We start from the raw sequence: 24,017 nt of genomic DNA, 5'->3' as shown, positions 1-24,017 counted from the left end.
CCGCGTGGCGGGTTGAAACATCGGCTGGCCCGGAAGGCGCGGCGGGATTTCTCGCGGCCGGGGTGTACTGGCGGACGCAACGCCAGCAATGACGCGGGCCGTGGCCAGATGATACGCGGTCATCCCGCGGCGCGAGGGCCCATTGCTTGCCTGACGACTCGAAAACTATTGTTGCGATTGTTTCTGAAGGGGCACGACGTCCCGGACGCGCTGGTCCATTGATGCGTCGACATCGCACCACCGTCGATGGCTCGCCCGGCCTGGTCCGGCAAGGCCGCATCATCCGCTGGCTCGCTTCACCGAAGGCCCGCCCAGGGCGCGGAGGCGCTCTGCTAAGCTGCCGTCCGATCCCTTGCCGTGGAGCCTGCCCGATGCCTCGCGCATCCCTCGCCATCCGTATGCTGTTCGCCGCATGCCTGCTCGGCGCCACGTACAACCATGTCGTGGCGGTCATCGAACATGGATGGCTGTGGGACTACGGCTACGGCGCCGCGACCTCGACCTTCAGCAAGCTCTACTGGAGCGGGTTGACCCTGCTGGACCCGCTGGCCGCCGCGCTGCTGTTCGTGCGGCCGCGCGCGGGCGTGTGGCTGACGCTGCTGATCATCGTCAGCGATGTGTTGCACAACACCTGGTATGTCGCCACCCATGGCCAATGGTCCGCGCCGTTCTATCTGGCGCAGGTCGGCTTCCTCATCCTGGTGGTGTGCCTGGCGCCTGTCGCGTTGCGCGGCATCGCGACGCCGTTTCGCCATCATTATCAGACTGCCAGTAAGACTACTGATCGCGTTTTCCGCCACTGACAAATCTAGAATCGGATTGGCATCGTTTCCATGATGCCGCGCTGGAGGAAGAAGGCCCGCCATCCAGACGCCGACACAATCCGTGGCCCGGGAAATCAAGTGCAGGTATGCGCGTCCTTGTCGTTGAAGATCCGCCGCAATGGGCGGAAAGCGTGTCGAGCCACATCGCCGGGCTCGGACGTGGCGTGCTCGCCTGCGGCACCCTGCAGGACGCGCTGGCGCACATCCGGCAGGACCCGCCCGGCATCCTGGTGACGGCGGCATCGCTGCCTGACGGCGACATGCTCGACCACATCGCCTCGTTGCGCCGCGCGTTTCCCGCCATGGGCATCATCGTGCTGACCGACAACGTGCGCATGCCCGCGCAGCTGCAAAGCCTGAGCGACGGCGCCGACCACTACCTGATCAAGCCGATCCAGCTCGCGCTGCTGGCCGTCACCGTCAGCGCGCTCGAACGCCGGCTCGTGACCGCGACACCCGGCCCGGTCTTGCGCGGCAACTGGACCCTGGACGTGCAATCGCGCCAGCTGCGATCGTCGAACGGCGAACAGCTGAGCCTGACGGCAAAGGAATCCATCGTCATGGCAACGCTGATCCAGAGCCCGAAATTTCCCGTCAGCCACAAACGGATGTCGCAGATCCTGGGCTATCCGGAAGTCATCTACGACCAGCACCGCATCGACGCGCTGCTTTACCGGGTGCGCAAGAAACTCGCGACCCTGCGCGACGCGCCCATGCAGATCCGCAACATCTATTCCGAAGGCTCCTTGCTGGTGATGCGTGAAAGCATGATCCGCATCGCCATGCACGCCTGATCCACACGGTGTCGAGTATTTGTGAGTTTCTCGCCGCGCCAAATGCTTACACTACACGTGTCTTGCAAACTTTCCCCAAGAGAGACAAGGCCCGAAGGCCCCACCCGCTTATCCGCGGGTGGGGCCTTCTTTTATGGGCACATGCATGCGCTCGCATTGCATGCCGCGGCTACCAAATCTCATAAAAAATCATAAGACTGCCGTTTGGCCGGCGGTTGTCTAAAGATCATTTTCGCCATGTCGTAGTCCTGGCAACGGACGAACCTGAATGCTGAGAATCAGTTCATCACGTTGGCAACCGGGCAGTTCCCTGCCCGGTGCGATCAAGCCTTTCTCTGCCTAGGAGCTTACACATGGCCGCAGTCATCAATACCAACTATCTGTCGCTGGTCGCGCAGAACAATCTCAACAAATCGCAATCGGCGCTCGGCACCGCGATCGAACGCCTGTCGTCGGGCCTGCGCATCAACAGCGCCAAGGACGACGCGGCCGGCATGGCCATCGCCAACCGCTTCACCGCCAACGTCAAGGGCCTGACGCAGGCAGCGCGCAACGCCAACGACGGCATCTCGCTGGCGCAGACCACCGAAGGCGCCGCGGCCGAGATCAACACCCACCTGCAACGCGTGCGCGAACTGGCGGTGCAGGCCGGCAACAGCAGCTACTCGCAAGAGCAGCGCAACTCGATGCAGGACGAAATCAATCAGCGCCTGTCGGACATCGACCGCATCTCGCAGCAAACCGACTTCAACGGCGTGAAGGTGCTGTCGGCCAAGGCGGAGCCCCTGACGCTGCAGGTCGGCGCCAATGACAACGAAACCATCAGCCTGAACCTGTCGGAAATCAGCATCAAGACGCTGGGCCTGGACGGCTTCAACGTCAACGGCTCGGGTGTGACCCAGAACAGCACGGCCACCGTCACCGACCTGGCGGCCGCGGGCGGCGTGACCACCGCCGCCAATGAATGGCAAGTCACGACGACGCACGCCGCCGCGACCGCCGAGCAGGTGTTCGGCAAGCTTGAAAACGGCAACAAGGTCACCGTGGGCACGGCCGCTACCGGCACGACCTACACCTACGATGCCACCAACAAGAACTTCTCGTTCACCGACAAGTCGGCCTCGAGCGCCGCTGCCGTCACCGCCCTGGGCACCGCGTTGCGACCGGCCACCGGCACCACCACCGGTACCTACATCCACAGCAACGGCACGGCGTCGAGCACCTTCGAAGTCGATGCCACGGGCGCCATCAAGATGAATGGCTCGGCGGCGTACCTCGATGCCGGCGGCAACATGACCAACAACAGCGCCGGAGCCACCGCCGCCACGCTCAACACCGTGCTGACCGCCGTGTCGACCAACACCGCAGCAGCCGGCAGCTCGTCGCTTTCCATCGGCGGCAAGACGTACGTGAACACCACCACGGCCAACAACGTGACGTTCGTCAATACCATCTCGTCCGATGCGCTGCTGGCCATGGCCAAAGCCAACACCACGACCAACGACACAACCATCACGCTGGGTTCGGGCATCACCGCCGCCACGGTGAGCTTCACCTCCGGCGTGTCGACCAACACCTTCGTCGATGAAAAGGATGCGTTCACGACCACCAAGACCGTCAACACGGACTACCATGTCGACCCCACCTCGGGCAAAGCTACCGTGACGGGCGGCAATGGCACTGGCGACTACGCGCCCAAGATCGGTTCGCTCGCCTATGTCAGCGCGTCGGGCAAGCTGACCACCGACACCACCAGCAAGGGCACGCTGACCGCCGATCCCATGAAGACGCTGGATTCCGCGTTCACCAAGCTGGACAAGCTGACCGGCGAACTGGGCGCCGTGCAGAACCGCCTGGAATCGACGATCGCCAACCTGAACAACGTCATCAACAACCTGTCCGGCGCGCGCTCGCGCATCCAGGACGCCGACTACGCCACGGAAGTGTCGAACATGTCGAAGGCCCAGATCCTGCAGCAGGCCGGCACGTCGGTCCTGGCGCAGGCCAACCAGGTGCCGCAGACCGTGCTGTCGCTGCTGCGTTGATCGCGTAGGCCAGCCCATCGGGCCGGCCACCACCCGCCGCGCATCGCGGCGGGCGGTGGCCGGCCTTTTTCTTGTCAGCCGAGCCCCGCCGCGCGTCGCGCCCGGCGGATCTACAATGCCCGCTACCTTTTCGGGAGTCTTTCCATGCTCGGTGTCACCGACTATGGCGCATTCGTGCTCGCCTTCATCATGCTGCTGATCATCCCCGGCCCGGGCAACTTCGCGCTGCTCACGGCCACCGGCAAAGGCGGCGTCAAGGCGGGCCTGGCCGCGACCTGCGGCGTGATCCTGGGCGACCAGGTGCTGATGTGGCTGGCGGTAGCCGGCGTCTCGGCCCTGCTGGCCGCCTATCCCACGGCGTTTCACATCGTGCAGTGGGCCGGCGCCGCGTATCTCGCCTGGCTGGGCCTGCAGATGATGCGCAGCAAGCCCGGCGCGCCGCCGCGCCCGAGCCGCATGGACAATGGCCACTATCTGCGTCAGACCGCGATGATCACCTTGCTGAACCCCAAGGCGATCATGTTCTACATGGCGTTCTTTCCGCTGTTCATCGATCCGGTCCGGCATCAGGGGATCGTGACGTTCGCGTTCATGGCGGTCACGGTGGCGGCGCTGACGTTTCTCTATGGCCTGGTGGCCGTGCTGCTGACGCACCACCTGGCGCAACGGATGCGCGCCAATCCGCGCGTCGCCAACCTGCTGGAGCGGTTGGCGGGGGTGTTCCTGCTGGGGTTCGCGGTGAAGCTGGCGGCGATCCGGTAGGCGACGCCGATACGGCCGTCGATCTCGCAAGCAGTCATGCACTGATGCACTGATGCAGTCATGCGGATTGAAGCACTTTCACGGCGACGTCGGGCGCGCGTTCCACGATCTTGAGCAGCGCGATGGCAGGCCCGGTTGGATTTCGGTGCCGCTGCTCCCAATTCTGCAGCGTGCGGGTGCTGACATGGATGGCCGCGGCGAATTCGGCCTGGGACATCTGGACACGCTCACGAATGGCCCGCACGTCGATCGGCTCGAACTTCGTGACCCGGCCGGGCGCCAGTTCCCCCCTGCGAATGGCTCGCGCGTGGTCCAACCCTTCGTTCAACAGATCAAACGTGGACCGTTCCGTCGTCTTTGATTTAGCCTTCTTGGGCATTTCATAGCTCCTTCACTTTCATGGCCCTCCTGCGCGTGACAGGCGCACGACCTTGGGACGTTTTCGTCATCATCGACACGCCGTCGATCCAGGATGCGTCCCGTCGCGGCTGCACGGCCAAGCCAAATTGCCCCGGGCGGCTTCAGCCTCGTAGAATCAAGGCATCAGAGCCACTTGCGTGACCCTCGATGATGCCAATGAAAAACCTCCGATCCCTCGCCCTGGCGCTACTCGCCGTGCCATGCCTGGCCCAGGCCGCCTGGACCTACAAGACCTGCGGCGCCGATGCGTGCGACATTCCCGAGCGCCTGGCGATCCTGCAATCCTCGAACAGCGTGCCGTCGGCGACGGTAGGCAAAGCGGACATCCGCGTCAGCCTGGTGATCCGCGCGACCTCGGAGAGCATCAGTCCCTATCTGGCGATCGACAACGGGCGCTTCCGCTGCCCCTCGACGGGTTGCAAGGTTTCCGCGCGCTTTGACCAGGGCGAATGGGTCGAGGTGGCCACCGCGCCCGTCCAGGAATCGAGCACGGCGCCCATCCAGGACACGGCCAGCATTCACCTGTCCCAACCCAAGGTGATGCTGGAGACGATCCGGCTGGCCCGAAGCGTGACCGTCGAGGTGTCCGTCGCCGGCGCCGGCAACCAGCAGTTCCTGTTCGATACGTCCGGCCTGGACTGGCCGCCGCTGCCCGTCGAAGCGAAGCTGGACGCGGGCATCGGCGAACAGAAATGGGCGGCGCCTCCGTCGTTGTCCCTGTCCGATCCCTCACCCGCCAAGGGGGCCGACGCGGTGTGCTACGCCGCGCCCACGCCCAAGGATTCCCACTGGCAGGCGGCCAAGCCGGCGCGGATCAGCTATTGCTTCGCGGAGTCACGGTTCTCGTATGCGGTGGTCGAATCAGCGTCCACCGTGGCCGGCGTCGCCGCGCTGCGCCAGCTCGCCGTCGCGCTCATGGGACGCAAGGCGGACACGACCCGCCCGGGCGACGAGCACTGGCGTGGCGCCGTGGACGACAACCTGGTCGGCGCCACGCTCAGGCGCGATCCCAACAAGCAGGACTCCCCGTCCGGGGTGCTCGTGATCCACTACACGCCGATGGAAAACCTGACGGAGAAAATGACGCGCTAGGCCCGCGGGATCAAAGCGGCAGCGGCCGGTTCTGCACGATGTTCTTCATGACCAGGGTGGACGACAGCCGCTGCACGCTCGGCAATGTCGAGAGGCTGTAGTCGTACAGCTTCTGGTACGCGGCAAGGTCGGTGGTGATGACGTGCAGCATGAAGTCCGGATCGCCGAACAGGCGCTGCGCCTGGATGATCTCGGGCACCTGCGGCACCGCGTCCTCGAAGGCCTTCACGGCGGCGCGGTCGGTGCTGCGCAGCGTGACGAACACGATCGCGGAAAAACTCAGCCCCACCGCCGCGGGGTCGATGTTGGCGCGGTAGTCGGCGATGACGCCGGCCTCTTCCAGCGCCCGGACGCGCCGGTGGCACGGCGACAGGCTCAGCCCAATGCGCTCTCCCAGGTCGGTGAGCGAAAGTCGGCCGTTGGCCTGCAGCTCCGCAAGAATCTTTCTGTCGATGTCATCCATGCGCGATAGTTTGCCTCGGATCGAGAGTTCCCTGCAAGATATTGGAAGCACCTTCCGGGCGCTCGCCGATAAGCTTTCGCCATGGACTTCTCGACACTTTTCCTGTTTTCGGCAACGGTCATCCCGCTGGTCTGCACGCCCGGCCCGGATATCCTTTTCATCGCCTCGCAAGCGGTTTCCAGCGGCACGGCGGCCGGGTTTCGCGCCACCGCCGGCGTGGTGCTGGGCTATTGCGTCCACTCGCTGCTGGTTGCGTTGGGGCTGGCCGCGGTCGTGGCCGCGTCGCCGGCGCTGTTCGAGGCGATCCGCTGGGTCGGCATCTCCTACCTGGTGTACCTGGCCTACAAGCTGGTGCGGGCGGCCTTGCGGCCCGGCGGCGTCCAGGCGCCCGGCACGCGGGTCAAGGACCAGTTGCGCAAGGGCTTCCTGACGTCGCTGCTCAACCCGAAAGGGATGATGGTCTACCTGGCCATCCTGCCGCAATTCATGGACCCGCGGCTGGGCGACACCACGCTGCAGGCCGTGATGCTGTCGGCGGCCTTCATGTTCTGGTGCGGGGTGGTGTATTCAGGCATCTGCGTCGCGCTGGGCCGTTTCGGCGGCGCGGGCCTGAGCGATGCGCGGCGGCGCCTGGTCGACAGCGCCGCCGGCGGGATGATCCTCATGGCGGCGGGCTTCATGGCCCTGTTTCACCGCTAGGGCCTGCCGACGCGGCAAGGCGACTCGCGCCGGCCCGGTTCATGCGACGGCTGGCGGCGTGCCCGCTTGAACGGCTATGCTGCGTCATGATCCGCCGCCATCGTCCCACCGCACGAGCGCTCGCACCATGACGACCAACTACACGGAAGCCTTCATCACGGTCTCTCCCGACAGCACCGCCACGGCGGGGGCCACGCCAACCAAGGCGGGCTCGATCGCGCAGATCCAGCACGAGCTGCTGACGCGGCAGCCCTATCACTACACCAGCGACGACCTGCTGTTCGAGGTGCACGTCATCCGCCAAGGCATCGCGGCCAAGGACAGGAAGCCGGCGCGCGAGGCGTTCTTCGCCAAGCCGCAGGCGTGCCTGCGCGCCTCGCCGCTGGTCAAGCAATTCGGCTGGGGCCTGCACCACGACGCGGACGCGAAGGTCGCGGCCTATGGCGTCGGCAGCGAGGACTATCGCGAACTCAGCGCGCGCGCCGACCTGAAGATCGTGGCGGGGATGCGCAGCAAGCGGGCTGGATAGCCGTGATGGGTGAATACGGCGCGCGCATCGGCGCTTGCGCCTTGCGGTTTGCCAGCCATCTGTTTTGGAACGAGCGCGTAGAACGGTTGCCTTGCGGCCGCCGCGTCATTCGCCCTTCTTGCGCGAGCGGAACGCCGCCACTTTCATGCGGTTGCCGCACAGGGCCATGCTGCACCAGCGGCGCCGGTGCGACTTGGTCTTGTCGTGGAACATCAGCGTGCAGTCGTGCGCTTCGCATTGCCGCACGAGTTCCAGCTGTGTGTCGGTCAGCAGCCTGACGACGGCCTGCGCGATCGGTTCGAGAAAGCTGGCCGCGTCGTCGTGGCGGCGCTGCCTGACCACCTTGAACGACGCGCTGGCGTCGTCCCACTGCAACTCCTTGGACGCGCGGCCGGCCTGGAGCACCTGGTTGACGACGCTGGCGTCCGACGCGCCTTCGTGCTTGGCGGCATGCACCAGCGACCTGGCGTTGTCGCGCAGCCGCAGGGCCAGCGTCTTCAACCCCTTGGGCGCCACGCCGACGTCCTCGGGCAGCACGCCGGCCAGTTTCAGCCAGGCGAGCACGGCCTCGTCGTCGGCGAAGCAGTCGTGATGCGCCGCCCCCACCCCGAATTCACTGTTGATGAAGTCGAGCGCGAGGTCGTCCCCGACGAACAGCGGGGCTTTTGGGGTTTTGGCGGTTTCCAGCATGCACCCAATGTAACCTATAAAAAATAAATTGACCAGTTACATCAAACATGAGTAACCTTCAAAATTCAATTTATAGGTTACGAGGAAATTTGTCATGGCTTCGAAGACATCAAAGGGCGCGGCCGGGCTGGCGGCGCTGGTGCTGGCCGGCAGCGCGCAGGCCGCCGACCTCCAGGTCCACCACCGGTTCGAACAGGTGGGCGACGTGAAGGTGTTCTATCGCGAGGCGGGCGCGCCCGACGCGCCGGCGGTGCTGCTGCTGCACGGCTATGCGGCCTCGTCGTTCATGTATCGCAATCTGATTCCGATGCTGGCGGACAAGTACCACGTCATCGCGCCGGACCTGCCGGGTTTCGGCTTCACCGAGGCGCCCGCCCGCGGCAAGTACGCCTACACGTTCGACCAGTTGGCAAGGACCATCGACCAGTTCACCCGGCAGCTGAAGCTGGACCGCTACGCCATCCAGGTCTTCGACTATGGCGCGCCGGTGGGCTGGCGCCTCGCGGCGGCGCATCCCGACCGCATCACCGCCATCGTTTCGCAGAACGGCAATGCGTACGAGGAAGGACTGGGCCAGGGCTGGGCGCCGATCCAGCGATACTGGAAGGAACCGTCACAGGCCAATCGCGAGGCGCTGCGCGACTTCCCCACGCCTGCGTCGATCGAATGGCAGTACCTAGAAGGCGTGCCGGACAAGACCCTGGTCGCGCCCGATGCGATCGCGCTGGAAAGCCATCTGGTGTCCCGCCCGGGCAACGCCGAGGTGCAGCTCGACCTGCTGCTGGACTATGCGTCGAACGTGGAGAAATATCCGGCGTTCCAGGCGTACTTTCGGCAGTACCAACCGCCGCTGCTGGCTGTCTGGGGCAAGAACGATCCGTTCTTCCTGCCTGCCGGCGCCGAGGCGTGGAAGCGCGATATTCCGGGCGCGGACGTGCGGTTCTATGACACGGGGCACCTGGCGCTGGAGACGCATGGGGTGGAGATCGGCGGGGTTATCCGGGAGTTTCTGGACCGGAATGTGAAGTGATAATGAGATCGCACATACGCGCGTGCACTACGGATAACCCCACCCGAAGGGTTCGTCCTGTGTGGGCGGCCCCGCGCCTCTGCGGCGGATGAGATCCACCGCCACAACCAAAGAAAAACCGCCCATGCGGGCGGTTTTTCTTTGGCGAGGTTCGTCAGCCTGCTACGCAGCTTTGCGCATGTCCTCGGTGAGATGCATATCGATGTGGATATCAGCGAATGGGCATATCAACCCGCCCTCCACGTCTTGCTCCAGAAGCCCAAGATCGACGAGAACGCGCGCATCCTGGTGCACGCGCCTCACATCCCGGCCCAGGCGGCGGGCCAGCTCGCGCACGCCGACTCGACCCGCGCCCAGCATCTCCCGCACCATGTTCCACCTCAGCTCCGTCAACTGCCCAAAGAATGCCGCTGCGGATTCGAAGTTCAGCCTTTCCCCCTGATACCCGCCGGACTGTGCCCCGGCGACGGCTCGCTTGCTGGCGCTGGTCAGAAAGGCACGCCAGTCCTGATTGATAGTGACAGTCAGAGTTCGCTTCATGTTCAGGTCCTCCATTTCGTGACCTCAGCGACGAAGTCCTCTAGCAATTGCGCCACACCGCGAAATTCGTGTGAGGTCGGCGGAACTGGCTGTGGCACCTTCCAGATAACGATTTGCATAATGCCGCCTTCGGCATCGACGCTCTTCTCACTGAGAATCAGAGTAGCGTTCATGTTGTCAATCTTGCCAACAAAGAACAAGCGTTGTCAAGATTGACAACACTCAAATGAAGTCCTGGGCCAGGCCCCGTCCCGCAAGAATTGTCGGGCGTTGCGACAATGAGGGATCCGAGCCGCCGTGTCAGCACAAGACGCGCAAAAGCGGATGCATTCACGCCTTTGGAGGTCGGGGAGCCCCGACCTCCAGAGACTTTCATCCTGCTCTACCTGTCTCTGAATCGCCGACTGGGTTCGTATCCACCGGCTAGTTTTCGGCGACACGATGCGTGTCTTGCCAGCATCAACAAAATTTGGCTTGACCACGGGGTTGGACTGGTCGGCGCCTGCGGCGCCGGCCTTCGCGCAATGAAAAAAAGGCACTCCGCTTGCGCGTAAGTGCCTTATTTCACTTGAATTCTTTGGGGTGGCTGATGGGACTCGAACCCACGACAACTGGAATCACAATCCTGCGTAATTCCCAGTGTTTTCGCGGCTCTCCGGGCGAAACTGGTGGCATGGCGTCGGAATTCAGCCACGGTTTTGTGCGGTTCTCCAGGGTGTCGCCACCGCGAATTTCACCCCTATACTGGCCCTTCCCACGGGAGGCCACTATGTGCAGCCACTACCAGACCCTGAAGGACGCCGAGCTGCTGTTGAAAAAGTTCGGCGCGCCCAACAAGCCGGCCGGCGGCAAGTACGACATGTGGCCACGCTATCCGGGCGTGTTCATCCGGCGGCCGGTCGAGCATGACGCCGGCGACGAAGCGGTGCCCGAGCGCGAGGCGGTCGTGGGGCGCTGGGGCCTGATCAGCGCCATGACCAAGGTGGACGGCCTCGACAAGGCCGGCAAGCTGTCCACGTTCAACGCGCGCGGCGAGACGGCGGCCAAGTCGTTCACCTTCGGCAACGCTTGGCGCCGGGCCCAGCACTGCATCATCCCCGCCGACGCCATCTTCGAACCCGACTGGAGATCCGGCGCCGCGGTGGCCACCAGGTTCACCCGGGCCGACGGCGCGCCGCTGGGTATCGCCGGCCTGTGGGACCGCTGGCGCGACGCCGCCGGCCAGCTGCAGGAGAGCTACACCATGCTCACCATCAACGCCGACCAGGATCCGCTGTTCCGGGACTACCACCAGGCCGGCAAGGAGAAACGCATGGTCGTCATCCTGCCGGAGGGCGCCTACGGCGACTGGCTCACCGCGCCGGCCGATGCGACACGGGATTTCCTGGTGCCTTTCCCGGCCGACCGGCTGGTGGCAACCCCTATGAAGTGACCCCGATTATTGCGGAATATACTGGATGCACAACCAGTGTTTTCCGCCATGCCGTTCAAAGCCCCCCTACCCACCGATGAGCTGCGCGCGATCCGCGAGCGCCAGCCCTGGAACCCCGATGTGATCGCCCTGCTGTGGGAGATCAAGCGCCTGCGTTCGATGCTGTTGCGCCTGCATCAGGTGTCCGGCGACCTGAAGCGGCCCGCCAGCCTGATGGGCGAGATCTACGATGATCTGCTGGCCAGCCTGGCCGAGGAGCCCTGTGTGATCGAGCGCGACCAGATGACGGCCGAACTGCTCGAGGAGCCGCGCAAGCTGCGCAAGGGCATGGGGCCGCGGTGAGACGTGACTTATTTTGCTACACATGGCACATTTGTCCGTCCCACAATCATGGAGACGGATATGGATTTGAGTAACGCCGACGTGTACGTGCAAAAAAGCGATGGCAGCCGAGCTGGCCCGTACCGCGGGACGCTGTCCGCGAAAAGCCTCATTGTCAAGAATAAGGACTTCGACGTTGAGGAAGGCGATCACATCGTTAGAAAGCTCCCCACCGGCAGAGAGGAGAGCTACTTAGTCTTATCCGCTCAGTTTTACAACGGCATGGGCGGGATCCCCCCAAATTGGCAACTCGCAATCGAAAAGACCACCGCATTGCGATCCCCAAGTGCGGCAACTTCGACCACAGTAAACATTCACGATTCGACGGGTATTCAGGTGGGAGACCACAACCTAATGAATTTCCAAGTGGCAATCAACGAGATGGTCAAGAAAATCGATGATTCCAACTCGTCCCCGGAAGAAAAGGCTGAAGCAAAATCGCGCCTGAAGGCGTTCCTCACGCACCCGCTGGTTATCAGTATTGCCGGTGGCATCGCCGGCGCATTGGTGTAATCCGAGCAGGGCTTAACGGGGGCTACGCAGCCCCCGGATGTAGCCCTGCAGCCCGTTCACCTGGTCAGCCCACCCTGCTGCGTCGGTAGCCAGGTCTCCATATTCCGCGTAGCACGCTGCAAAACCTCCGATCCAGTCGGCGCCGGCCTCATCAGGTCGGCGGCCGGCTCGGGGATTCGCGGGATCACGGCCGGCGGCGCGGAGCACGCGGTCAAGCTGAGCGCGGGCAGCAGCCAGGCCAGTTTGCGCAGCTTGGCGCGCCAGCACGGCGCCGCGGTATTGGGCATCAGCACGGTCTTTCTCCAGTTGGTAGGCTTCGGTGATGGCGCGCTGCGCGGCCTCGGCGCGGGCGCGTTCCTTGGCGACGCCGGACGCCTCCCGGTGGGCGCCATTCAGCAAAAAGCCGGCGCCCAGCACCAGCACCACCAGCGCGCCGCCGATCCACGGCGCGGCCATGCGCCAGAACGGGTTCACGGCTGCACCTGCGCGGCGGCCTGGCGGTATAGATCCGGCCAGGTCTGCGGATGCGGCTTGCCGGGCCGCCAGGTGCGCAGGTACAGCTCCCAGCCGCCGCCGACGTCGCCCACGGCCGGCAGCGCCTTCGGATCGGTCCACAGCAGCAGCCGCGCGACGCCTGCGGCCAGCACGTCGTCATACTCGAGCGCGGAATAGATCGCGTCCGGGTCGCAGGCCACGCTGCGGGCCTTGCACAGCACCGCCAGCTGGTCCTTGCTCGCCGCGTGCAGGAACACGCCCCACACGCCGCCGCGGCTGGCGCGCGTGCCCTTTTCGAACTGCCAGAAGCCGCGCGCCGGGCCGCCGATCTGGCGCCGGTGCACGAAGCGGCTTTCCTGCAGGCCGATGGCCAGCAGCATCACGCGCGCCGCCGGCGTGTCCATGCGCGCCGGCAGCAGCGCCAGTGCCGGGCTGATGGCGCCAGAAACGATGGTATTGATGGTCATAGTGTCGGTTTCCTGATGTGCTTTGCCGTCACCGCGGCGACGTAAAAGGCAGCGGACGCGGCAAGCGCGGCATCACCGGCACTGGCCCAGCCCGCAATGAAGATCCGGCACGCCGCGCCGGTGGCGGTCAAGCTGACAGCGGCCAGGCCGATCCGCTCGAAAGTGGTGTCCTTGATGGCGCGCGAGAAGACAGCCAGCACGGCGCCGCCGGCGACGATGAGCCAGCTGACGAACGCCAGCACGGCCCACAAGGTCAAGTAGATGGTGCTGTCCATATCACGCCCCTTTGCCGCGCACGCGGTCAATCACTGCCTGCCACAGGGCGCCGATGGGCGCCGCCTGCACGGCCTCCCAAGCGCGCGACACAATAGCCATACCGAACATGCCGGTCAGGAAGCCGGCTAGGCCTTCCGGAATGCCCAGCAGCAGCGATAGGTAGGGCGAGCCGTAATAGGCCACGAGCGATCCGCTGGCGGCCATGCTCAAGCGTGCCGGCCAGGACCCCTGCAAATAGCGCATGGATACGGCGGCCCCCAGTACACCGGCGAACTTTGCCGCGAGGGCGTCGAAGTCTTGGATATTCAATCGCGTCACCTATAGACGAAAAAAAGCCCGCCGAAGCGAGCAACGGTGCCGACGCTCGCTACTTCGCAGAGGCGAGGATGAACAGGTCATCGAGCTGCGCCTCGGTGCCCCCAAGACGCTGCCACAGCAACGCCAGGAACTCGTTACCGCGCTCCCAAGTCTCCGCCTCATACTCGATCTGTGCGGCGCGCCGCTCGGTGCTATCCGCGATGGCTTCAATCGCGTCCTCGACCGCATCGAGACGGCCGGTCTCCAGCAGGGCAAGACGCCCCTGGCGCCGAGTCACCGCTCGCGGCACGATGGGCTTATGCCCCCACGTTCCTCCGGCCTGCGCCGCATAGTCCGGCGCCGGCCGCTCGCCTTGCATCTCGATCCAGCCATCGGGCCCTTCGGCGCCGATATGCTGCATATAGCCTCCCACTTGGGCAAAGACCTTGAGGTTTGCTTTTTCGCTCATGCGAGTGCTCCTTTCACCTTCCAGCATTTGATCCGCGCCGGCGCGGACGTCACGACGCCCGGCGCGGGGAACGGGTGACACGAGCCGCCCGGATTGTTCGAGATAAGGAAGTTGTTTGCGGTTTGCACCACCAGGTCGGCGTCGTTGTACTGCGATGCGATGCAGCCGAAATACTCGGTGCCGCCACCCGTGCCAGCCACAGCCACATTGCCGCCAGGGCTACCCCAGATTCCGCCCAGTCGCAATTCGAGCTCGCAGTGAACGCGGAACCCCGGGAACGGGTTGGGCACGACGTAACGGCTGTTCACCGCGATGTTCGCCGGGCTGGCCGAGCTACCGCCGTTCGGATAGGCGATTGCAAAGCCGAGCGAGTTGTCCAGCGTCCGAAACTCGGGCGCGGCTGCGTAGGCACCCAGGCCAGCGTTCCACTCGCGCATGCCGTAGCCAGCGACGTAGACGGGCCCGACGTCGGCCGTTGGCAGATCGCCCAAGGTAATCGCGTCCACCCGCTGCCGCAGAATGCGCCCGATGACAACCCAGGCGGTCCCTGCCGCATTTCGGCGCTTGACGAATCCCGTGCTCAGATCCGCCCAAGTCATGTACGGCTGAGCGTTCGCCGCCGGGTCCGTGGTGCCCGAGAAGTTCGTCCCCAGTGCTGCCAGCGCGTCGTTGAGCAGTGGCACCAAGGTAGAGCCAGGCAGCGGCGGGGTGGACGGGATGACGATAGAAGCTTGTGACATTTAGTACCCCTGTGCGATCCAGTTGACCTGCCGGGCAACCGGGGCGCCATTGTTGATGATGGAAAGAAAGAAGCCGCCCGCCGTCTCTGCGGTGAGCTTGATCGTGTCGCCCTCTTGGCCGCCAGCGATCGTGATTTGCACGTTAGGCTTCGCATGGAAGTCCTTGGCGTATGCCACGACCAGGCCACCGGTCGGAACCGACACGCCTTCGCCACGCTGGATCAGATCCGGCACGTCGATGGTCCATTCGAACCGCTCAACGAACGGGACGATGTTCGGGTCCTGGGTCGACAGCTTCAGACGCACCTGAAAGTAACGAGCGTTGATGAGGCCTGGCACGTAGTCACGCCAGTCATCCCAAACCCCTGCGACCTGGGCCGAACGGATCTGGGGGACCACCGAGACGAATTGCCGGTTCGAACCGCCCAGGACGTCAGCCACGGCGAAGATGTCTGGAACCGACAGGATGTCGTCGTCCAGCTTGCGCGCATGGAAATCAACCAGGATGTCGAGGCGTACCGGCGTGACGTAGCCAATATCGACGAGGTTCCCGACGGCGGTCGTGTACTCACCATCTGAAGCCGCCCCGCCAACCCATAGAACATCAGGCAAGGCGAGCACGTCGGCCGCAGCCAGCAAGTCGCCGGTGGGCGCCAGGGTCAGCTTGCCGTCGTAGACCACTGCGCCGCCCGCGCAAATTCCGGTCCAGCCGGCCTGCTCAACCTTCGTCACCAAGACATTGCGCTCAAGGGTCGCGCCGGCGATCAGCAAGCTGGCCGGCTGCCCATAGATGACGCTTCCGTTCGACATGCGATAGCGCGCAGCCACCCAGTACAGGCCGTTCCCGATCGCCAGAGCCTCCAGCCCATCGGTCGTGCCAACTATGGCGCCGTCGGCCCAACTCGGGCCCAGGCGGATCTCGTAAGAAGGCTGCCTAACGTCGACGACGCGGCCCCAAACCAGCACGGTAAGACCGTCCCGGAAGACGCTCTGTAGCCCCGCAACGGCCGGCAAAGGAGCATTAAGGCCCTGAACCACCATTGCCGCAGTCTTAGGGACGCCGCTACCGACAGAACTGCGAGGCGTCACTGTGACGGCCACGGTGTCCCCGGTCGCGGCGACGATATCCGCAGAGCGGCCTGGAACCATGTCGACGAGGCGTTGCTGACCGTTCACGGTGATGATGACCTGCGAATCCATGTCGCGCGTCAACACCCAGTTGAAGGTCACCCGCGACTGATCTGCCGCCACGCTGACGATCTGCTCGAACCAGGTCAACGACAGAACCACCCCGGCCAGCTGCGCACCATCGCGAGGCGGCGTGTACTGATAGGGATCACTCTCGCTGTCGTAGTAGCCCGGATCGTCGTCCATCGCCTCAAAGCGCAACCCCTCGCCCGCCGGCGCCACGCTCGTGATCTTGAAACGTCTTCCTGGAGTCTGCAGAGGGTCGAACTGGTAGGCCCAGTCCATCGCGACGACATCGTCGTAACCCGGATCGCCGGGCATCGGAAATCCATCCAGGTCGGTCACAATCTCCAGTTCATCCACCTCACCCACGGCAGACACCACAGAGACCACTTTCAGATTGCCGTCTGGATCGCGCAGCAAAGCAGTCCCCGTGCCGGCGCTCGGAACTTTATTCTGCAGCCTCATAACAAGGCCGGCGCTGCCAGGCATTAGCCGGCCTGAATGCCCCCATTCCGTCAAGTCGTGCGAGAACCGCACGACGTCGCCACGCGTGCACATCAGCCCCTCGATGTCAGTTTCCCAGGTCACGCGGCGCCGCTTCCACACCTGCGAAGCGGCGAGCAGGTTGGCCTCACGGCCTGCCTGATCAAGGTTCGTCACCCCGTCCAGATCCAGCTGCAGCGGATTGTTGGCGGCAATGGCCCCAGGCACCTTCGCGCGGACCTCGTCGAGCACCCAGCCGTTCGCCGCGTTGACGAAACTGGCCACGATCTCGTCGACCATTCCCTCATTGACATAAGCGATGCGAAACGAACCTGCCTTGACGTTGAACGGGCCAAAAACGGCCGTCTCTGGCAGGTTCGCCGCATCCCAGATCACGCCCAGGCGCCCCGTCTGGAACGTCGGCGTGGCGCGCCCGGCGCGCGCAATGATGCGCAGCACGCTCGCCGTATCCATTTTCGAGTCGAGCACGAAATTGAAGGTCAGCTTCTTCTCTTCGCACCAGGCAGCCCAAGCCTTGACGCCTTCCAGGTCGATCTGGGCGTCCGCCATGCCCCCGCCGTACACACGGCTGCCATCCGGCCGGGCTTTCCCCTTCGCAAACCAACGGAACCACCATGCGGGATTGCTCGTCTCCTGCATGATCCACTGCGCCCCGTCCCACACCGGACACTGAGCGCTCGCAACGGCGTTGAACTCGTCGACGGCGCCATTGATCTGACCCGACGCCTTGATGCGCATGGCCAGACGGCACTGCCCGGAATAGTCGGCATCGTCCTGCTGAAAAACCAAGATCTGGTTCACCGCCGTCTCGTTGGACTCCCGAGAATCGTTTACATCGTCGGTGTCCTTGAGGATGGCGAGTTCATACTGGCCGCGGGGGACATTCCACGAAACCGTGAGTCGAGACGGCTCTTGACGCGCACCCGATATCAGGAAGCCAGGCGAGCCGGCAGCGATCAGCGGGTCAGGCGCCATGCCCTGCCAAGGCTGCCCCAAAGCATATGGATGAGGCACCCAACGCCAGACGCCTGCACGCGCCCCGCCTTCGTCGTCGACATAGCTGAATATCTCGCCGTCGAAGTGCTGGCCCGGGTCGGTGCTGCCCATCCTGATTTGCGATTGCTCGCTGTTCAGCGGTCGGCCGGACCAATAGTGCGTAGCGTATGACGCATCGATGCCGCCTAGATCCGTCCACGTCGACGTCCCCACCAGCCGGTACTGCACTCGCACATTCACCGAACGGCTCGCCATAGAGCCGTCATCCCTGACCCGAAATAGCCTGGAGGCAAACTCCACCGATATCGAGATTGCGTTCGTCGGCGTCGTACGGAACTGGTACCCGTCCGCCTTCGTGAGCGTGAAGCCCTGCAACGTGTCAACGTTGCCGGGGAACATGTCCAGCTTGCCGCCAGTCCCTTGCATCTGCGTCTGGACATCCCGGTAATCGGTGATCGGCGTGTTGCCGATCTTCAGATCCGACAGCAGCAGGGAGTCTCCCTGCAGGCCGAAATGAAAGACCTGGTTCAGGTATTGCTCGCTGCCCTGGAATTGCGTGTACGGCGCCGCGCCTTGATCAGGAACGACCTTGTGCCGGCCGAAAACCAGAATCATGGGCTCCCAGGGTCGGGGACGGTTGCGCCCGCCCTGGATCGAGTAGGTAGGGCTGCTCTCGTACTTCTGGCCGGTTCCAAGCTTCGCCGCGGTGGGCGTGGGCATGGGGAGCAGTGCGTTGACCAGCATGCTGCCGCCGATCATGATCAGCCCAGTCCCGACGCCAAGGGCGACTTTTCCTGTCAGCCCAATTGCGGCGCCGAGCGCTCCGCCCCAAGCCATGCCCGCTGCCACCACCGCCAACATCGCTACGGTGCGCAGCACCTTCCCTCCACCGCCTCCACCGAGCCCGCGCGCAGCTATGACCACTAGGTCACCATGGCGCGGGATAAGCCGCTGCCAGAGTGCAAGCGGCACCTCGCGGCCGTTATGCTCGACGCGTAGCACGCGCGAAGGCACCGCAATGCCAACGCGTCGAACGTAGGCGCCCAGCGTCTCGCCGGGCGCGAAGCATTCGAAATGCTCGGTGCGATCGCCGCCCAGCGGCTTCGGATAGACCACTATGGAGGGCGTGGCCACCGGCCCCGGCAATTGCTTCTTCATGCCTTCCATTGGTAGAACCCTTCCAGCTTGTAGTCGACCATCAGCATGCGCCGGAGCGGTTGGCGAACTACGGCGCCAAAGCCCTTGTCTGCGTGCAGCACCCACCATTCGTTGGCCAGGCGGCACATAACGCCGATGTGGAACAGATCGCCGCGCGAGCGCAGCAGCACGGGGTGGCCCTCTACAGGTTCGGGCGCCTCTTCAGCGAACTCACCACGATGAGCACGGATCTGGGCGGCCTGCGCACGCAACGCCGTCGCATGACCGTCCGGCAGCCCAACGGCGATACCCAGGTGCTCGCGCGCCACCCGCTCGGCGAACGCCGCGCAATCGCCCGTCTCAGGAACATACGGCTGATTCACGTATTTGTCCGACCAGTGCATTTCAGAAAACCCCTGGGGTAGTGGACGGATCAAAGCGAACCGTCACGGCGGATTGCATGAGCGTGTTTTTGAAGCCCAGGTCACCCGTCACGCGAAAATTGGTGATTTCAAGGCCTGTAAGGTCGAGCGTCATATCGAACTCGATATTGCTGGGCGCCGATCGCAGCACCATGATGATTCGGCACTTCGCGCCGGCTCCGCCTTGGCTTTGTTCGAGCCACTGGGTCAGGTCTCGCCCGATATTGTCGACTTCGAGACGGGCCTGCGGCACCTGCTCATCCTGGTCATCGGGAAGCGTCAAATCGAAGCGGCACGCGAAGAACGTGTTGCCTTCGATGAGAATGTCCAGCGTGTCGTTGACAAACCGCGCAGGCACTTCCAGCCCAGGGTGAGTGATCTCGATAGCGGCCAGCAGTGGCTCGTCGGCAGACGTGGCCAGAACGTTGCGCGCCGCGGCACTCGAAAGTGATCTGGTCATGTCAGCCAACCGTTTCCAGGCGAGCCTGCCCCGTCCACACGGAGCCAGGCGTGGTCCAGGACACATCCCCGCCGACGATGCGTGCCTGCTTGAGAACGCCGCTCTCGTCGGTCCAGTCGAACCAGCCGGCACCGCCGCGGATCTCGTTCGCCATCCACGCGTCGAAGGCGTCGCGGTCCTGCACGCTGTGCACCAGGATCGTCACCGTTCGGGTGACGATCGGCGTAGTCCAGCGCGGGCGCTGCTTGGCGATGCCGCCGTCCATGTCGGTGCGCAGCACGCCGTAGTCGGATTTCTTCGAATAGCCCGCGTCAATGATTCGGGCATAGGGTGGAAACGTGGTCATTTATGCCGGCTCCTGTAACTGGCGGCGGTACTTGGGGTCAGTGCGCGCGCGCTTCAAAACGACATCGCAGATCCACATCTGCAGACCCGCATCCCATCGTGAGCCGCCCTGCTGCGCATCCATCTGTTCGCCGCTTTGGTTGATCAGGTTGAACTGAATCCTCGGCGCATCGCCGCCCTGCGTGGCTGTGCCAGCGGTGACTGGGGTGACAGTGCCCTGGCCAGCATCCGACATAGGCAACGGCCCGCCGGCGTTCAACGCGTCGAGCGTGCCGCGGCCCAGCCGCGCCGTGGTGTCCGCGTTCAGGACATATTCCTGTCCGTGCACGATCCCGGTGGCCTTGTCGCGCGGCTCATCGCCGGTGTAGCCGCCGCTCGACAAGGACAGCGGCAGGCCCGCATTGACGCCTTGGGTGGCGCCGGCAACCTGGCCCGCCGTGGGCGCGCCGCCTCCACCCATCCAGCCGCTCAGCGCGCTGCCCAGCGCAGAGGCGAGCGGGCCGGTAATGCTCTGCCTAATCGCGATGCGCGCCAGGTCCGCGATGATGCTGTTGGCCAGGTCAGAGAAATTCAGCTTGCCGGTGGTGACGAACGTCACCAGTGCATCCTCGGCGCCTTTGAATGCATCCGTGAAGGCGCTGCGTGTGGCCGCGGCGACGTTCGAGGCCTCGTAGGCGTAGTCATTCAACCCGCCGATTGCCCCGTTGCGCCAGTCAGCCTCCAGCGCGGTCAGCTGGCTGTAGTAGTCGGCCTGCAGGGCCAGGCGATCGTCGAGGCTCTGCTTGAGCACCCGCACGCGATCGGCGTAGCCTTGCGGCGTCAGTTCGCCGGCGGCCTCCTGTTCGGCAGCGCGCCGCACCTGGCGCTGAAACTCGCGGTATATCTGCTGCTGGGCCTGCAACTGCTCGCGCAGCCGTGGGCTACCCGTGAAGCCCTGCAACTGGTCGTTGTAGCGCTGCTGGTCTGCCGCCAGCATCTCCTGGGCCGACGCTTCCAGGGCCTTCAGGTGCACCGCCTCCTTCTGCATCCGGACCTGATCCGCCAGGCCCGCGTTGCGCTCAAGCTGCTGGCGGATTGCCGTCTCATTGGACAGGACGCTTTTCTCGTCCGCCGTGAGCTGGTCCTTAGCCTTCAGGTCGGCGATGCGCTGTTCGAACTTGACCAGCTCCTGGCGCGCCGTGGTGATCTTTACCGCGCTTTCGAGCTGAGCGCGCAGCGCGGCCTCCTGCTGGCGCGCCTGCTCCAGCTCGCGCACTCCGGCGGCCACCGAGCCGCCACCCTTCGGGCCCGCGAACTGCTTCTGGATCTGCGCAATCCGGTCGACATGCAGCTTCAGCGCATTTTGATACTCGTCGCTGTTCTGCTCAAACTCGGCCGTTGCCTTTTTGAATGCTGCATTCTCTGCCTTCAGCGCAGCATCCAAGGATGTTCCCTTGTGGGAGTCCATGTAGCTGTCCAGGTCGCGCTGCGCCTGGATGCCGCGCCGCACTGCGCCCGCTTCATCAGCCTGGGCCTTGGCCGCCGCGCCCTGCCACTTGACCAGCTCCTGCAGCCCGGTCAGTTGAGCGCGCAGGGCATTGGCACGGTCCTGGTGGAAGAACGACGAGCCGATCTGGTCCAGTTCCTTCTGGATCTGGCCGATGCGATCCTGCGGCGTGAGGTCGCGGCCGATGCCAAGCATCGCGTCCCAGGCCTCTTTGGCGACGTTCTTCGCGCCGTTCCATGCCTTTTCGATATAGCCGACGTTCTGGACGACCTGCTGGGATCGCTCCTCCATCGCCTGCGAGTACGTCGTCAGCGCCAGGCGCGCGGCATCTTGCTGGCGCCCTTCCTTCTCCAGCGCCGCGATCTGCTCGTAGACTGCCAGCGTCAGGAAGTTGTAACGCTCGTTCAGCTTGGCGATGGCCTCGGCCGGCGCGTCGGCGATTCGCTCATAGTCCTTGACCATGTCGTCGACGCTGCGCCCGGTGGCCGCCTGGGTCAAAATGGCCGCCCGGCCCAGGCCCTCGATCGAGTCGGCACCCAGCTTTCCAGTGTCCACCAGCTTGGTGAGCGCTTCAGCCGCCGCCGCGGTGGTGCCGCGCACGTCGCCGATGCGCTTGGCCATGGCGCCCAGCTCGTTGGCAGTCACCCCGGCCGCGCCGCCAGTCATGGTGATGGCGTTCTGGAACGCGCGCACCTCGTTCGCGCCCTTCTCGAACGCGAACGCCATCGCCACCACGCCAGCCGTGACCAGCGTGATGGGCGTGAGGAGGCCGGCCACATAGCCCACCACGGCACGGATTGCGGGCCCTATGCCACCGAACATGTCTTTCAGCTGGCCGCCCTGCTGCATGAGCACCATGAACGGCGATTGCCCGGTGCTCAGGCCCACCGTGATGTCGGTGATCTGCGCTGGCAGCATGCGCATGGCGTTGTTCAGCTGGCCGGTGGACATGGTGGCGCCAGCCGCCGATGTGCCCAGTGCCTTGTTGGCCGCCGTGGCGGTCTGCGCCGCGGTGCCGGCCTCCTTGGTATTGACGGCGAGCTGCTTTTCCGTCTGGGCCAGATTCTCGACGGCCTTCTCGGTCTTCTGGCTGGTGACTGCCAGCTGGTCGAGAGCCGTGTCTGCGGCCTTCGCCTGCGTGCTGTCGACCCGAAGGACAAGGGAAGCGACTTGATCAGCCATGTGGCACCGTTTCAGCCCGTAGGGCTATTTCCTGTTCATCATCGTGAGCGCGGCGCCTTCCATGACGCGCACAGCGTCGAAGACGTCGATCTCATCGTCCGGCGGCACCCGCAGAATGCGCATCACGCCTGTCAGCGCGCCATAGTCCAGCCCGGTGGGCCCGGCGAAGCCAAAGCGCCACTGCGAGCCCATGGCCTCGAATACGTCCTTGGGCGTGACGTTCTCGGGCCACAGTTCGATCACCGCGACGGGGAAGTCTTCAGGCCGCACCCCGAACTCGGCCAACGTGGCCTTGTCCGGCGGCGGCCGGTACATCTCCTCCGCCGCGGCAATCAGTTTTTTCGCCGGGCCTGCATCAACTCGACGACGTAGGCCTGCACCAGAGCCGGCACGGCGCCCTGATAGTTCTGGATCAGCAGCTGGATGGCCTCGTCGCAGAACTCCATGTCTGGGCCTTCCCAGTCGGCGATCATTTCGCGCATCAAGGCCACGTCCTGCTCGGCATTCGACTGGCCGGCGCGTTCCGTGAATTCGGCCAGCCCCTCGCGGGATTTGTGCTTGAAGGTGACCTTGATCTTGGCCGGCTCCTCGCCGTGCCGGGGAATTTCCACCGGCACGGTGAAGGTCGGGGCGGGCTGCAGCTTGAAAATGGCTTTGCTCATCCCGACCCCTTGTTACGGCAGCGGCGCGTAGCGCGTGAATTCCGACGTCATGGAGAACGTCGCGGTGTTCTGCATGTTCTGGTCCAGCGTCATCGACGGGTCAGCGTCGAAGGACGGGTAGACCAGGTAATACAGGGCATCGCCGTTCGGCAGCCGCGCGCGCAGCACCACGGTGTCCTTGACCGCGTCGGCCTCGCGCAGGGCCGCGTACCAGGCCAGGGCCGGGTCATAGTCCAGCGTCAGGGTGATGACCTTGGCGTTCTTGAACGTGGGGCGCTGGCGCTGGCGGCTGCTGCGGTCTTCCACGTAGCGCCACTGGAAGAACTGTTGCTCGCCACCGGTCTTCTCGACCGTGGTGACCTGCGACAGGTCCACCCAGGTGGTGACGGGGATCACGGAGCCCGCGCCCTGCCCGGCCGGAAAGCGCACCAGGCTGGTGGTGTCGATGCCCTCGAGCTCGAAGGTACTGGCGCCGGCGTCGGCCGAGCGCACGACACGCTCGTTCAGCTCCGGCCAGCCGGACTTGACGATCAAGATGCTGCCGTCCGCCGGCGGCGTGGTGGCCGAGGCCACGGCAGGATTGGCGTTGGTGATGGCGGACACGGCCAGGGCCGTACCCAACACGGTCGACACCGAGAATACGGTGCCATTGGGGAAAATGGCGCTCATGAGAA

The 24,017-nt window shown here is 64.5% G+C and carries 30 protein-coding genes; 11 read left to right on the top strand and 19 right to left on the bottom strand.

Features of this window, described 5'->3' with window-relative positions:
• The first annotated feature begins 371 nt into the window (after nt 1-371).
• The 4 genes from I6I07_RS16175 to I6I07_RS16160 all read left to right on the top strand — a co-directional run bounded on the left by I6I07_RS16175 (nt 372) and on the right by I6I07_RS16160 (nt 4,425).
• Nucleotides 372-803 (top strand): hypothetical protein, encoded by a 432-nt coding sequence (locus tag I6I07_RS16175; RefSeq protein WP_198482839.1) that lies wholly within the window; start codon nt 372-374, stop codon nt 801-803.
• Between the two features lie 107 nt (nt 804-910).
• Nucleotides 911-1,618, top strand: coding sequence for a response regulator transcription factor (locus I6I07_RS16170; RefSeq protein WP_198482838.1), 708 nt, complete (start codon nt 911-913; stop codon nt 1,616-1,618).
• Between the two features lie 353 nt (nt 1,619-1,971).
• Nucleotides 1,972-3,663: a flagellin gene (locus tag I6I07_RS16165; RefSeq protein ID WP_198482837.1), complete on the top strand. Its 1,692-nt coding sequence runs from the start codon at nt 1,972-1,974 to the stop codon at nt 3,661-3,663.
• Between the two features lie 144 nt (nt 3,664-3,807).
• Entirely contained in the window at nt 3,808-4,425 is a 618-nt protein-coding gene (locus tag I6I07_RS16160) for a LysE family transporter (protein WP_006390459.1), read from the top strand.
• Nucleotides 4,426-4,483: 58 nt separating this feature from the next.
• On the opposite strand, the gene nadS is transcribed toward I6I07_RS16160, so the two are convergent.
• Nucleotides 4,484-4,804 carry a NadS family protein gene (gene nadS / locus I6I07_RS16155; RefSeq protein WP_232625603.1) on the bottom strand — a complete coding sequence of 107 codons (321 nt, stop codon included), beginning with the start codon at nt 4,802-4,804 and terminating at the stop codon, nt 4,484-4,486.
• A gap of 197 nt (nt 4,805-5,001) precedes the next feature.
• On the opposite strand from nadS, the gene I6I07_RS16150 reads away from it, so the two are divergent.
• Nucleotides 5,002-5,937, top strand: a complete 936-nt coding sequence (locus I6I07_RS16150) for a hypothetical protein (protein WP_198482836.1) — start codon at nt 5,002-5,004, stop codon at nt 5,935-5,937.
• Between the two features lie 10 nt (nt 5,938-5,947).
• On the opposite strand, the gene I6I07_RS16145 is transcribed toward I6I07_RS16150, so the two are convergent.
• Complete coding sequence (locus tag I6I07_RS16145; RefSeq protein WP_198482835.1) at nt 5,948-6,400, bottom strand: Lrp/AsnC family transcriptional regulator; 453 nt, start codon at nt 6,398-6,400, stop codon at nt 5,948-5,950.
• A gap of 81 nt (nt 6,401-6,481) precedes the next feature.
• Between I6I07_RS16145 and I6I07_RS16140 the strand changes: the two genes are divergently transcribed.
• Together I6I07_RS16140 and I6I07_RS16135 are read left to right on the top strand one after the other, a co-directional pair.
• Nucleotides 6,482-7,099 carry a LysE family translocator gene (locus I6I07_RS16140; RefSeq protein WP_198482834.1) on the top strand — a complete coding sequence of 206 codons (618 nt, stop codon included), beginning with the start codon at nt 6,482-6,484 and terminating at the stop codon, nt 7,097-7,099.
• 127 nt (nt 7,100-7,226) lie between these two features.
• Nucleotides 7,227-7,628 (top strand): DUF6157 family protein, encoded by a 402-nt coding sequence (locus I6I07_RS16135; RefSeq protein ID WP_198482833.1) that lies wholly within the window; start codon nt 7,227-7,229, stop codon nt 7,626-7,628.
• A gap of 105 nt (nt 7,629-7,733) precedes the next feature.
• Here I6I07_RS16135 and I6I07_RS16130 read toward each other — a convergent pair whose 3' ends face one another.
• Nucleotides 7,734-8,318 carry a CGNR zinc finger domain-containing protein gene (locus I6I07_RS16130; protein WP_198482832.1) on the bottom strand — a complete coding sequence of 195 codons (585 nt, stop codon included), beginning with the start codon at nt 8,316-8,318 and terminating at the stop codon, nt 7,734-7,736.
• A gap of 94 nt (nt 8,319-8,412) precedes the next feature.
• On the opposite strand from I6I07_RS16130, the gene I6I07_RS16125 reads away from it, so the two are divergent.
• Nucleotides 8,413-9,348 carry an alpha/beta fold hydrolase gene (locus I6I07_RS16125; RefSeq protein ID WP_420094503.1) on the top strand — a complete coding sequence of 312 codons (936 nt, stop codon included), beginning with the start codon at nt 8,413-8,415 and terminating at the stop codon, nt 9,346-9,348.
• A 162-nt stretch (nt 9,349-9,510) separates the two neighbouring features.
• Here the strand turns inward: I6I07_RS16125 and I6I07_RS16120 are convergent, their stop codons facing one another.
• Together I6I07_RS16120 and I6I07_RS16115 are read right to left on the bottom strand one after the other, a co-directional pair.
• Entirely contained in the window at nt 9,511-9,888 is a 378-nt protein-coding gene (locus I6I07_RS16120; protein ID WP_198482831.1) for a hypothetical protein, read from the bottom strand.
• A 2-nt stretch (nt 9,889-9,890) separates the two neighbouring features.
• A complete protein-coding gene (locus tag I6I07_RS16115; RefSeq protein WP_198482830.1) occupies nt 9,891-10,061 on the bottom strand; it encodes a hypothetical protein in 171 nt (56 codons plus the stop codon).
• Nucleotides 10,062-10,657: 596 nt separating this feature from the next.
• Here I6I07_RS16115 and I6I07_RS16110 point away from each other — a divergent pair.
• Genes I6I07_RS16110 through I6I07_RS16100 form a run of 3 tightly spaced genes read left to right on the top strand, consistent with a single transcriptional unit; the run spans nt 10,658 to nt 12,214 of the window.
• Nucleotides 10,658-11,320: an SOS response-associated peptidase gene (locus tag I6I07_RS16110; RefSeq protein ID WP_198482829.1), complete on the top strand. Its 663-nt coding sequence runs from the start codon at nt 10,658-10,660 to the stop codon at nt 11,318-11,320.
• Nucleotides 11,321-11,368: 48 nt separating this feature from the next.
• The gene (locus I6I07_RS16105) at nt 11,369-11,662 is read left to right on the top strand and encodes a hypothetical protein (protein WP_198482828.1); all 294 of its coding nucleotides are present in this window, start codon (nt 11,369-11,371) and stop codon (nt 11,660-11,662) included.
• A 60-nt stretch (nt 11,663-11,722) separates the two neighbouring features.
• Nucleotides 11,723-12,214 carry an RIP homotypic interaction motif-containing protein gene (locus tag I6I07_RS16100; RefSeq protein WP_198482827.1) on the top strand — a complete coding sequence of 164 codons (492 nt, stop codon included), beginning with the start codon at nt 11,723-11,725 and terminating at the stop codon, nt 12,212-12,214.
• A gap of 12 nt (nt 12,215-12,226) precedes the next feature.
• Here I6I07_RS16100 and I6I07_RS16095 read toward each other — a convergent pair whose 3' ends face one another.
• The 14 genes from I6I07_RS16095 to I6I07_RS16030 are packed head-to-tail and all read right to left on the bottom strand — an operon-like array spanning nt 12,227 to nt 24,012.
• Complete coding sequence (locus tag I6I07_RS16095) at nt 12,227-12,688, bottom strand: hypothetical protein (protein WP_232625602.1); 462 nt, start codon at nt 12,686-12,688, stop codon at nt 12,227-12,229.
• Nucleotides 12,685-13,176, bottom strand: coding sequence for a hypothetical protein (locus I6I07_RS16090; RefSeq protein WP_198482826.1), 492 nt, complete (start codon nt 13,174-13,176; stop codon nt 12,685-12,687). Before I6I07_RS16090 ends, I6I07_RS16095 begins: the two co-directional genes overlap by 4 nt.
• The gene (locus I6I07_RS16085; RefSeq protein ID WP_116521047.1) at nt 13,173-13,451 is read right to left on the bottom strand and encodes a hypothetical protein; all 279 of its coding nucleotides are present in this window, start codon (nt 13,449-13,451) and stop codon (nt 13,173-13,175) included. Before I6I07_RS16085 ends, I6I07_RS16090 begins: the two co-directional genes overlap by 4 nt.
• Before the next feature lies 1 nt (nt 13,452).
• Entirely contained in the window at nt 13,453-13,770 is a 318-nt protein-coding gene (locus tag I6I07_RS16080; RefSeq protein ID WP_232625601.1) for a hypothetical protein, read from the bottom strand.
• Nucleotides 13,771-13,819: 49 nt separating this feature from the next.
• Nucleotides 13,820-14,218 carry a hypothetical protein gene (locus tag I6I07_RS16075; protein WP_198482825.1) on the bottom strand — a complete coding sequence of 133 codons (399 nt, stop codon included), beginning with the start codon at nt 14,216-14,218 and terminating at the stop codon, nt 13,820-13,822.
• Nucleotides 14,215-14,958, bottom strand: a complete 744-nt coding sequence (locus tag I6I07_RS16070; protein ID WP_198482824.1) for a hypothetical protein — start codon at nt 14,956-14,958, stop codon at nt 14,215-14,217. The genes I6I07_RS16075 and I6I07_RS16070 overlap by 4 nt, the downstream gene beginning before the upstream one ends.
• Entirely contained in the window at nt 14,959-18,807 is a 3,849-nt protein-coding gene (locus I6I07_RS16065) for a host specificity factor TipJ family phage tail protein (RefSeq protein ID WP_198482823.1), read from the bottom strand.
• Nucleotides 18,804-19,190, bottom strand: a complete 387-nt coding sequence (locus I6I07_RS16060; RefSeq protein WP_198482822.1) for a hypothetical protein — start codon at nt 19,188-19,190, stop codon at nt 18,804-18,806. Before I6I07_RS16060 ends, I6I07_RS16065 begins: the two co-directional genes overlap by 4 nt.
• 1 nt (nt 19,191) lies before the next feature.
• On the bottom strand, nt 19,192-19,668 hold the full coding sequence (locus tag I6I07_RS16055) for a DUF1833 family protein (protein WP_198482821.1): 477 nt from the start codon (nt 19,666-19,668) through the stop codon (nt 19,192-19,194).
• Between the two features lies 1 nt (nt 19,669).
• On the bottom strand, nt 19,670-20,014 hold the full coding sequence (locus I6I07_RS16050) for a hypothetical protein (RefSeq protein WP_198482820.1): 345 nt from the start codon (nt 20,012-20,014) through the stop codon (nt 19,670-19,672).
• The gene (locus I6I07_RS16045) at nt 20,015-22,681 is read right to left on the bottom strand and encodes a phage tail tape measure protein (RefSeq protein ID WP_198482819.1); all 2,667 of its coding nucleotides are present in this window, start codon (nt 22,679-22,681) and stop codon (nt 20,015-20,017) included.
• 24 nt (nt 22,682-22,705) lie between these two features.
• Entirely contained in the window at nt 22,706-22,996 is a 291-nt protein-coding gene (locus I6I07_RS16040; RefSeq protein ID WP_076410826.1) for a DUF1799 domain-containing protein, read from the bottom strand.
• A 17-nt stretch (nt 22,997-23,013) separates the two neighbouring features.
• The gene (locus I6I07_RS16035) at nt 23,014-23,343 is read right to left on the bottom strand and encodes a phage tail assembly chaperone (protein ID WP_076410828.1); all 330 of its coding nucleotides are present in this window, start codon (nt 23,341-23,343) and stop codon (nt 23,014-23,016) included.
• A gap of 12 nt (nt 23,344-23,355) precedes the next feature.
• Complete coding sequence (locus tag I6I07_RS16030; protein WP_198482818.1) at nt 23,356-24,012, bottom strand: phage tail protein; 657 nt, start codon at nt 24,010-24,012, stop codon at nt 23,356-23,358.
• Nucleotides 24,013-24,017: the final 5 nt, after the last annotated feature.

Source organism: Achromobacter deleyi, assembly GCF_016127315.1.
GTDB classification, from domain to species: domain Bacteria; phylum Pseudomonadota; class Gammaproteobacteria; order Burkholderiales; family Burkholderiaceae_B; genus Achromobacter; species Achromobacter insuavis_A.
This window is presented reverse-complemented; position numbering and strand designations above follow the sequence as displayed.

Bases quoted from the DNA above. Each gene is read 5' to 3' on its own strand.
- I6I07_RS16175 (WP_198482839.1), top strand. From the start codon at position 372: ATGCCTCGCGCATCCCTCGCCATCCGTATGCTGTTCGCCGCATGCCTG.
- I6I07_RS16170 (WP_198482838.1), top strand. From the start codon at position 911: ATGCGCGTCCTTGTCGTTGAAGATCCGCCGCAATGGGCGGAAAGCGTG.
- I6I07_RS16165 (WP_198482837.1), top strand. From the start codon at position 1,972: ATGGCCGCAGTCATCAATACCAACTATCTGTCGCTGGTCGCGCAGAAC.
- I6I07_RS16160 (WP_006390459.1), top strand. From the start codon at position 3,808: ATGCTCGGTGTCACCGACTATGGCGCATTCGTGCTCGCCTTCATCATG.
- nadS (WP_232625603.1), bottom strand. From the start codon at position 4,804: ATGCCCAAGAAGGCTAAATCAAAGACGACGGAACGGTCCACGTTTGAT.
- I6I07_RS16150 (WP_198482836.1), top strand. From the start codon at position 5,002: ATGAAAAACCTCCGATCCCTCGCCCTGGCGCTACTCGCCGTGCCATGC.
- I6I07_RS16145 (WP_198482835.1), bottom strand. From the start codon at position 6,400: ATGGATGACATCGACAGAAAGATTCTTGCGGAGCTGCAGGCCAACGGC.
- I6I07_RS16140 (WP_198482834.1), top strand. From the start codon at position 6,482: ATGGACTTCTCGACACTTTTCCTGTTTTCGGCAACGGTCATCCCGCTG.
- I6I07_RS16135 (WP_198482833.1), top strand. From the start codon at position 7,227: ATGACGACCAACTACACGGAAGCCTTCATCACGGTCTCTCCCGACAGC.
- I6I07_RS16130 (WP_198482832.1), bottom strand. From the start codon at position 8,318: ATGCTGGAAACCGCCAAAACCCCAAAAGCCCCGCTGTTCGTCGGGGAC.
- I6I07_RS16125 (WP_420094503.1), top strand. From the start codon at position 8,413: ATGGCTTCGAAGACATCAAAGGGCGCGGCCGGGCTGGCGGCGCTGGTG.
- I6I07_RS16120 (WP_198482831.1), bottom strand. From the start codon at position 9,888: ATGAAGCGAACTCTGACTGTCACTATCAATCAGGACTGGCGTGCCTTT.
- I6I07_RS16115 (WP_198482830.1), bottom strand. From the start codon at position 10,061: ATGAACGCTACTCTGATTCTCAGTGAGAAGAGCGTCGATGCCGAAGGC.
- I6I07_RS16110 (WP_198482829.1), top strand. From the start codon at position 10,658: ATGTGCAGCCACTACCAGACCCTGAAGGACGCCGAGCTGCTGTTGAAA.
- I6I07_RS16105 (WP_198482828.1), top strand. From the start codon at position 11,369: ATGCCGTTCAAAGCCCCCCTACCCACCGATGAGCTGCGCGCGATCCGC.
- I6I07_RS16100 (WP_198482827.1), top strand. From the start codon at position 11,723: ATGGATTTGAGTAACGCCGACGTGTACGTGCAAAAAAGCGATGGCAGC.
- I6I07_RS16090 (WP_198482826.1), bottom strand. From the start codon at position 13,176: ATGACCATCAATACCATCGTTTCTGGCGCCATCAGCCCGGCACTGGCG.
- I6I07_RS16085 (WP_116521047.1), bottom strand. From the start codon at position 13,451: ATGGACAGCACCATCTACTTGACCTTGTGGGCCGTGCTGGCGTTCGTC.
- I6I07_RS16075 (WP_198482825.1), bottom strand. From the start codon at position 14,218: ATGAGCGAAAAAGCAAACCTCAAGGTCTTTGCCCAAGTGGGAGGCTAT.
- I6I07_RS16070 (WP_198482824.1), bottom strand. From the start codon at position 14,958: ATGTCACAAGCTTCTATCGTCATCCCGTCCACCCCGCCGCTGCCTGGC.
- I6I07_RS16065 (WP_198482823.1), bottom strand. From the start codon at position 18,807: ATGAAGAAGCAATTGCCGGGGCCGGTGGCCACGCCCTCCATAGTGGTC.
- I6I07_RS16060 (WP_198482822.1), bottom strand. From the start codon at position 19,190: ATGCACTGGTCGGACAAATACGTGAATCAGCCGTATGTTCCTGAGACG.
- I6I07_RS16055 (WP_198482821.1), bottom strand. From the start codon at position 19,668: ATGACCAGATCACTTTCGAGTGCCGCGGCGCGCAACGTTCTGGCCACG.
- I6I07_RS16050 (WP_198482820.1), bottom strand. From the start codon at position 20,014: ATGACCACGTTTCCACCCTATGCCCGAATCATTGACGCGGGCTATTCG.
- I6I07_RS16045 (WP_198482819.1), bottom strand. From the start codon at position 22,681: ATGGCTGATCAAGTCGCTTCCCTTGTCCTTCGGGTCGACAGCACGCAG.
- I6I07_RS16040 (WP_076410826.1), bottom strand. From the start codon at position 22,996: ATGTACCGGCCGCCGCCGGACAAGGCCACGTTGGCCGAGTTCGGGGTG.
- I6I07_RS16035 (WP_076410828.1), bottom strand. From the start codon at position 23,343: ATGAGCAAAGCCATTTTCAAGCTGCAGCCCGCCCCGACCTTCACCGTG.
- I6I07_RS16030 (WP_198482818.1), bottom strand. From the start codon at position 24,012: ATGAGCGCCATTTTCCCCAATGGCACCGTATTCTCGGTGTCGACCGTG.